Source organism: Spirochaeta isovalerica (assembly GCF_014207565.1).
In the GTDB taxonomy this organism is placed as follows: domain Bacteria; phylum Spirochaetota; class Spirochaetia; order DSM-2461; family DSM-2461; genus Spirochaeta_F; species Spirochaeta_F isovalerica.
This window is the reverse complement of the sequence record NZ_JACHGJ010000018.1, coordinates 1-8040: the sequence shown is the minus strand read 5'-3', so window position 1 is coordinate 8040 and position 8040 is coordinate 1. Positions and strand designations below refer to the sequence as shown.

Here is an 8040-nt window from a genome sequence, read left to right as displayed (position 1 = left end):
GATGAAAAGGGAATCGTCCTTAACGTCCACGGTGAGCGTCCCGGGAGTCAGAGTGATGGAATTGGCCAGAGCCAATCGTCCGATCTCCGATTTCAGACCCGTTTTTATCTCCACGATACCGGGGTTCACCGGCAGGGAGGGCGCGAGTACTCTCAAAGCCACGTCTAAATTGGCTTTGAGCAGTTCCCAGCTGAAGACGAAAACATAGGCGACCATAGCCGCTATGGCTTTGGGACTCAGTTTCACATCTTTGAAAACGGGATGCCGGGTCGAAAAGAAAAGCGCGATGACAGCGGTAACGACCAGGCCGATCAGGAGAACGGACTGATTTAATGAACCGTTCAGCATCAGCCATGCGGCGAAAACCAGCAAAGCTGAAATTATGAAGTTTTTCATCAGTCCTCCTATAAATATATACTTAAATAACTATACACAATTACCTATATAAAATTATCCATATGCTATTTGGGAATTTACATGATGTCAAGAATAATTATTATTATAATCGATTGAATGACAGATTGTGAGAATTTACAGGAAATTGATGTTAAAAATTTTTACTTTATCTGGATTCATGAAAGAAAAAAAAAGAGAGGTTCCCTTTTTAGAACCTCCCTTTAGATTTTCGATTGGATAATATTCGAAGATTATTTGCTTTTCAGAAACTTATCGATGCCTTTGGCCGCTTTATGGCCGTTGGCTATCCCGTGAATAACATCGGGTCCCTGGATGATATCTCCTCCGATGAAGAGCCAGGGGATATTGGATTGGAAGTCCGGGCTTACCTGAATCCGTCCTCTCGGACCGAATGTCAGTTTCTCTTTAATATTATCAGTATAGCTGATATCCATGGCCTGACCGATAGATTCGACGATCATATCGGCTTCGAAGACTTTCTGGTTTTCCATATCCATGGAGGGATTAAACCGCCCTTCGTCATCGAAGATTCTCAGACATTTGGCCACTTTCAGTCCCTTGATCTCGCCGTTTTCGACAATGATCTCCTGGGGACCCCAGCCGGGATCGATGGTGGCGTTTTCTTCTCTAGCCTCGATCACTTCCTCGTCATCGGCGGGCATGGAGCCTTCGGCTTCGAGACAGGTCGCCGTGACATTCACTTTGCCGAACTTCTTATTCTGGAGTCTGGCAATGGTTCTGGTGATATCCATGGCTACGTTTCCGCCGCCGACCACGACGACTTTTTCAGCCAGATCGATCTCTTTGCCATAGGAAACATCTCTGAGCAGATCGATGGCCTGGTAGACCCGTTTGTGGTCCGAACCGGGCACTCTCGTGCTTCTTCCCAGGTGGAGACCGGTTCCGGCAAATACCGCATCGAACTCTTTTTCAAGAGTTTCCAGGGGTACATCGACGCCGACTCTGGTGCCGAACTGAAATTCTACTCCGAGCGATTTTATGTAATCCACATCTTTGTCGATCATTTCGTAGGGGAGCCTGTATTCGGGTATACCGTATCGGGTCATACCGCCGGGCGCTTCCTGAACTTCGAAGATTTTCACTTCATAGCCCATCAGAGCCAGGTAGTGGGCTGCCGAAAGACCGGCGGGACCGGCACCGACAATAGCGACTTTCTTACCGTTTTTTGTGATATTTTCTGTTTCCAGAATTTCTTTGTACTTGCTTTCGGGGATCTGATCGGCGATATAGCGTTTGAGCCAACGGATCGATAGAGGATCTCCCTTATGGTTGAGTGAGCAGACAGTTTCGCATTTATGAGTACAGATCCGTCCGCATATTTCAGGCAACGGGTTGGTTTCGTAAAGAATCCGTAAACCTTCCTCAAGATCATCATTCCGGATGGCCTCGATATATTGGGGAATACCCATATGAGCGGGGCATGTGGCTGTACAGATTCCACAGGCCACACAGCGGTCCGCTTCTTTCTGGGCTTGTTCTTTGGAGAATCCCTGGATCATCTCGACAAAAGACTTATCTCTCTCTTCAGGATGAAGTTCGCCCATCTCCACACGTTCTGTGCTATAGAGATCATAGCCGTCCATCTTGAAATAGCCTTTGTTGTTATCGTTCCATGATTTTTCGTCCACTCCGGGTACAAAACGGAAATCCTCCGGATCCGAGGAAACCCATTTGTACTCATTGGACATGCCCAGAGACCGGGTCGTACAGACATCCACGCAGAGAGCGCACCAACAGCATCGCCCGTAGTCGATCATGGGGCGTAACCCCGAATCACCCTCTTTGGCATCCCTTCCGGCTACTTCCACCAGGTCGATGGCGGCGTTCTGGCATATTTCCTCACAGGTTCCGCAGCCGATACAGGTATCGACGTCGTTCACATGAAACCCCCTGTACCGGGGTGCGGCTTCCACGTTGCGGGAATCCTTGACCGTTACCGGTTCTTTAAACAGGTTGCCCCAGGCGGTAAAGGGCATTAAAACATCTTTCAAACTCATACCTACCTCTCTATTTCAGGCGGATAGGTATGAAGCGATGACATGACGCCCGCCGTATCCGCGATATTCAGATTGATTGCCATTTTTTCCATCAGCGTTACCGCATGGGTGTAGGAGGGACCGCGGACGTTGATCCGTCTCGGGTACCCGCTTCCATCGGTTACGGTGTAGTACCCGTACTCGCCTCTGGTGCACTCGGCTCTTTTATAGGTTTCCCCGTAGGGGATTTTCCAGTGGAGGACGTTGGGCACGTCAGCCATGAACTCTCCGCTTTTGGGGATGCGGGGAACGATCTGACGGATCAGGTCGATGGTCGTCAGGATATCGTTATAACGCACTTTCGTTCTGGCGAAGACGTCCGATTCATATTCCACATGGACATCGAAGTCCAGTTTGTCGTACATGAGGTAGGGATAGTCCTTTCTCACGTCCTTCGGAACGCCGGCGCCTCTGGCGTTGGGTCCCGTAATCCCGTATTCATCAACCCATTTCGGATCGATATAGCCGAGTCCGATGGCTCTGGTCTTGAAAACCGAATTGTTGAGCATAACCCGCTCCACTTCTTCCATAACGCCGCTGATTTTATCGAGCGTATCGGTCATGCGGGCTTCGAAGCCCGCGGGGAGAAGGCTTCTGACGCCGCCGGGAGGCATATGCATATGGTAGACCCGGCCGCCGGTGATCTCCTCGAAGCGGTCGAGAACCAGATCCCTGGCCCAGACAGTCCACTGTCCGATCAGACCGAGACCGAAAGAGCTTCCCTGGCCGCCCATCTGGGCGAGGAAGGACTGGAGGCGGGACATTTCGAGGAGCAGCGTCCTCATCCAGTCGGCCGCTTCGGGGACCTCGATGCCGCCCAGCTCTTCGATAGTCGAAGCGAGGCAGTACTCGTTGAAGTCCGGTTCCGGCACGGCGACGCGGACGCAGATGGGGAAGCACTGGATAAAGCGTCTTCTTTCCATCAATTTTTCGAATCCCCTGTGGAGGTAACCCACATGGGTGACGCAGTCCATGATCTCATCACCCTGTATAGTCAGTTCCAGGGACATATTTCCGGTCATACCGGGGTGGACGGGGCCCTGCCAGATTTTGGTAAATTTGCCGCTTTCCCAGTCTATGACCGGTTTGCCGTCTTTTCCGGTTTCGGGAAATAGCGATCTATCTTCTTTAAACGTCAGCATCATTCAGCCTCCGGATAGAGTTTTTTCTTCATGTGTTCAGCCGGATCGATCTTGGTTCGGCCCGGTCTGGGGAAGTAGGTATCCTCGGAATACTGTTTCGTATCGAAGTCGCGGCGGTAAGGCGGCGGCCCCTGCCACGATTCATCGAGGATAAAAGGGACACCCTGACGGGGACTTCCCGGAAAGGATATGCCGAACATTTCATTCAGCTCCTGTTCGTAGGTTACCAGAGCCGGCCAGAGGTGATGGGCCGTCTGCATTTCCGCGTTCTCTCTATCAATTCTGACTCGGACGCCCATATCCTGTTTCGCTTGTGGATTATTGAGAAGATAGGTGAGCTGAAACTCTCCCTCTTCCAGCCAGTCCACAGCTGTGAGAATCACCAGATGGGTGAACCCTTCGACATCGCGGAGATAGGTGACCGCCTCGACGCCGTGCTTTTTCTCCACGGTGATAAAGGTCAGGTCTTTTCTCTGGAAGGTTACCGCAGCGACAGGAAATTTAACTTTAATTCTCTCTACTATATCTTTCATAATTTCCTTCTACCAACTGTACTCGGGCAGTCCGACTTCACCGAGAATCTTCTTCTGATTGGCTTTGTACCACTGAAAACTTTCAGCGTATTTGTCGGCTCCCACGCCTTTTCCGGCCCGGATGATCTTCTTCAGATCGTCAAAACCGGCGATCAGCGCTTCGGGACGGGGCATACAGCCCGCCACATAGGTATCGACGGGAATGTAGTGGTCCAGCCTGTTTATGGTGTTGTAGCTGTCCCAGTACATGCCGCCGTTGATGGTGCAGCTTCCCAGGCCCATCACGTATTTGGGAGCGGGCATCTGCTCGTATGCCCGGACGATGATTCTCAGTGTTTTAACCGAGAGATATCCCGACACGATAAGCAGGTTGGCCTGTCTGGGGGTGGGGCGCCATTGAATCCCGAACCGGTAGGCATCGTGCTTCGGTGTCATCAGGGGGCGCATTTCGATCGCTCCGCATCCCGAACCGAAGGCGAGGATCCAGAGCGATTCACTTCGTGCCCAGTTTTTGAAATTTTCCAGAATGCCGGGAATTTTATCATAATCCTTCCGGGGCATCGGGATGGCGTCGCAGTAATAGTCTTTCAGGGGATCGATTTCGATCTTTTCCCCGTCGGGAGCTATGACCGTTCGTTTTTTCATATCTTCAAAACTCATAATTACCTCGTTAAACTAACTGGACGAACAATATGGACAGCAATCCCAGGGCCAGAGGCCACTTGAGAAACCAGCGGATGGAATGATCCACCCGGTACCGGGGGAAAATGGTTCCCACGATAACCGACCACATGTAGAGGAGAAAACACTTGAGGATAAACATGCCCCAGTTCGTCGCTCCGCCGAAGAAGAGGTTCACATAGAGGATGGTCTTGGCAATGGGGAAAATAGACCGGTTTGTCTGCAGAATCCCGAGAAACTTTCCGTGAAATTCCGTAGGCGGACCTATGGGGATCTCCTGGGGCGCCAGAACCACATCAAAGGGGGAGCGCATCATGGAACCGAGGAAAGCCAGCATGGCTGTGGCCGTTGCTATGGGGTTGGTCCACATGGTCCAGTGCATGATGCCCCCCTGCTGCGCTTCGACGATCTGCGAAAGGGAGAGCGTCCCGTTCTGGAGAAAAACCGCCAGGAAAGAGAGGACCAGGGGGATTTCCGCTGCCGTAACCTGGGACAGGCCTCTGGCGACTCCGATAGCCGAGTAGGGCTGTCCCGTCTCATTGGCTCCCAGCGCCATGCCCAGCGTTCCGAAGAAGAGGAAGTAGAGGATCAGCACCGCATCTCCCGAGAAGGAGAAGTTGCTGAAGTGCTCGGAACCGTAGATCAGCGGGATAAAGAGAACCAGACCCACACCGCTGGTGAGGCGGAAGATCGGCCCCAGGTAGTACATCACCCCGTGGGAAACCAGCGTGTCAAGCGAGTAGTTTTTGATCAGGTCGATATAGGGCTGGTAGATCCGGATCCCGTAGCGTTTATTGACCCGGGCGTAGATTTTCCGTGTTACGCCCTGCAGGACAAGTCCTATGTTCATGACGATGAAAATCGACAGAACGGCGTATAAAATTCTTGTAGTTAAAGAGGACATCACATACCTCCTGCTTTAATGAGAAATACGACAACGACGTAGAGAACCACATGGAAGGCGTAGCTCTGGCCGTTTCCGTTGTAGATACGCCGGATAAAATCGGACAGACCGTGGAGCGCCTTTCCGGCGTTCTCCCAGAACCGGTGGAGTACCGGCGTCACAACAAGACCGATCGCCTTGTTGTAGTGGGCGAAGAAGTTGTAGGCGAAGTGAACCAGTTCGGGCCGAGAAGGAGCTTCCCCGCCGTAATAGATATTGAACTGCCCGGCTTTGACGATCCTCTTTCTGAAGGTGATCAGAGCGAAGAAGGCCAGAATCGTCATAAATACGCCGCCGATCACATAGAGGATCATGGTTCCGTCGAAATAGCCTGCGGACGTTGTCGCCAGATTGCCCGTCCAGGTGAGCGTTCCCTCGGGAAAGTATGCCTGAAGCATGGTACCGATCGGTCTGAGCAGAGCAGAAGGCGTAAAGGAGAGATAGAAAATGGCGGCCAGCAGAATGTAAACCGGGATGAGAAACCAGATATTGATTTCTTTCACCTTTCTCAGGTTGTCCTTCAGTTGTCCCAGGAAAATGGTGTGGATCAGTCTGAAGAGATAGAGGAAAGCGATAATCCCCGCGATCAGCATAACCACGCCCTGGAAGACAAAACCTTCGGTAATCAGAAGATTGTAGTTCATCCATTTGGCCGCGAAACCGACCAGAGGCGGAACACCCGATAGGGTGATGATGGCGATCAGCACGGCGAAGAAGGAGAAGGGCATCCGTTTGATCAGTCCGCCCATCTTGTACATATCCGCTGTACCCAGATGCCAGGCGATTCCTCCGATAATCAGGAAGAGAATCCCCTTGTAGAGAAAATGTGTCAGTGAATAGGTCAGAGCCATCAGCCATCCCAGATGAGTCATGGTCGCCAGTGCGAAGACAATGTAGCCGAGCTGACCGATACTGGACCAGGCGAGTAGCCGTTTGGCGCTTTCCTGGAAGCTGGCGGAAATATTTCCGATCAGTGCCGAAAGAACGCCGATCCAGCTGAGAACGAGCAGTATGGTCTGAGCGTAGTCCGTCTCTTTACCCATACCTAGAAGAACCAGGATGATCCCGAAGACACCGGCTTTCAGCAGAATGGCCGAAGCCATAAAGTGTATATCCGCCACCGCTTCCCCGTGGGCTCCCGGCAGCCATATATGCATAGGCAGAGAGGCCGTTTTGGTCATAAAACCCAGTAACATGAGAGAATAAGCCAGCATGGGGAAAACGGAAATATCTGTCAGTGCGCTCAGCCCTATATGTCCGGCGCTGAGATAAGCCAGAGCGAAACCGAACATCATGGCATAAGAACCGCCGACGGAGAACATGATATAGCTGTAGCCGTGAGGCATGGACTTTTTACCGCGGATGAGGAGGAAGTAGGATCCGATGGTCATCAGTTCCCATCCGTAGAAGATTTCCATCAGGTTCGATGCTGTAATCAGCATGGCCAGACCGGCGAACATGGAGAGCGTCATAGGGTAGAATCCTACCCGTTTCCCTTTCTGATAGTATCCCGAAAGAAGAGTCAGAACTGCACCGACCAGGAAAATCGCTCCGAAAACAGTCCGGAAAAGATCGCCCTGAACCTGCGGATACAGATAGACGAGATAGGTGACGGCTCCGCCAATGGACAGGGTATTTTTAAACCAGACTGGAAGCCAGTCAAGCAGAGCTATGACCACAATAAAGGCCAGAGGAATGTAGTTGAAAGCGTTGAACGATTCAACCAGGCTTCCTGTATACCATCCGGCACTGTAAAGAAGAATCCCGAACAGCGCCGGAGGCAGAACTTTAAAGAGAGGCGTTTTGAACGCCGGAAGATCTTTGTTCTCCAGTTTCAGCGCATAGCCGAGCCAGCGCAGCAGATAGACCGCTTCGAAGAAAGAAGCAAGGAGAATCAGCGCTGTCATGACATAGCTGTGGGATTTCACCAGGAGCATAACCAGTTCCCATTTGGCGAAGAAAACCGGGAAGGGTGGGAATCCGATGAGAGCGAACAAAGTCGATCCGAAAAGCACCATCAGAAGAGGATTGCGGCGCAGTACCGCCCAGTCTTTAATATCTTCCCTTTCGATGATTCCGGCGATCCAGAAGAGAACCGCCTTGGCCAGGTAGTGGGAAACCAGAATGCCCAGAGCGATAAAATCCCGCTTGTCTCCCAGCATATCCCCCAGGCCCAGAATGATCATAAGCAGACCGATCTGACCGACTGATGAATAACCGAGAAGCCTTTTGGCTTTATTCTGTTTGATCCCCGCCAGGTTTGAGCC

Annotated in this window: 7 protein-coding genes; all 7 read right to left on the bottom strand. The window is 51.6% G+C overall.

Translation table 11 applies throughout. The annotated features are described in order from the left end of the window. Positions 1-396, bottom strand: a 396-nt coding sequence (locus HNR50_RS21915; RefSeq protein WP_184748950.1) for a Na+/H+ antiporter subunit E, incomplete at its 3' end; no start/stop codon positions are given. Between the two features lie 251 nt (positions 397-647). Next, positions 648-2435, bottom strand: coding sequence for an FAD-dependent oxidoreductase (locus HNR50_RS21910; protein ID WP_184748949.1), 1788 nt, complete (start codon positions 2433-2435; stop codon positions 648-650). A gap of 2 nt (positions 2436-2437) precedes the next feature. Further along, a complete protein-coding gene (locus HNR50_RS21905) occupies positions 2438-3619 on the bottom strand; it encodes an NADH-quinone oxidoreductase subunit D (RefSeq protein ID WP_221439964.1) in 1182 nt (393 codons plus the stop codon). Beyond that, positions 3616-4149 carry an NADH-quinone oxidoreductase subunit C gene (locus HNR50_RS21900; RefSeq protein WP_184748948.1) on the bottom strand — a complete coding sequence of 178 codons (534 nt, stop codon included), beginning with the start codon at positions 4147-4149 and terminating at the stop codon, positions 3616-3618. Before HNR50_RS21900 ends, HNR50_RS21905 begins: the two co-directional genes overlap by 4 nt. Positions 4150-4158: 9 nt before the next feature. Beyond that, positions 4159-4794, bottom strand: a complete 636-nt coding sequence (locus HNR50_RS21895) for an NADH-quinone oxidoreductase subunit B (RefSeq protein WP_221439963.1) — start codon at positions 4792-4794, stop codon at positions 4159-4161. Between the two features lie 25 nt (positions 4795-4819). Continuing rightward, a complete protein-coding gene (locus HNR50_RS21890; protein ID WP_184748947.1) occupies positions 4820-5734 on the bottom strand; it encodes a respiratory chain complex I subunit 1 family protein in 915 nt (304 codons plus the stop codon). Next, a partial coding sequence (locus HNR50_RS21885; RefSeq protein WP_184748946.1) for a proton-conducting transporter transmembrane domain-containing protein occupies positions 5734-8040 on the bottom strand: 2307 nt, incomplete at its 5' end. The genes HNR50_RS21890 and HNR50_RS21885, both read right to left, overlap by 1 nt.

Bases quoted from the DNA above. Each gene is read 5' to 3' on its own strand.
- HNR50_RS21910 (WP_184748949.1), bottom strand. From the start codon at position 2,435: ATGAGTTTGAAAGATGTTTTAATGCCCTTTACCGCCTGGGGCAACCTG.
- HNR50_RS21905 (WP_221439964.1), bottom strand. From the start codon at position 3,619: ATGATGCTGACGTTTAAAGAAGATAGATCGCTATTTCCCGAAACCGGA.
- HNR50_RS21900 (WP_184748948.1), bottom strand. From the start codon at position 4,149: ATGAAAGATATAGTAGAGAGAATTAAAGTTAAATTTCCTGTCGCTGCG.
- HNR50_RS21895 (WP_221439963.1), bottom strand. From the start codon at position 4,794: ATGAAAAAACGAACGGTCATAGCTCCCGACGGGGAAAAGATCGAAATC.
- HNR50_RS21890 (WP_184748947.1), bottom strand. From the start codon at position 5,734: ATGTCCTCTTTAACTACAAGAATTTTATACGCCGTTCTGTCGATTTTC.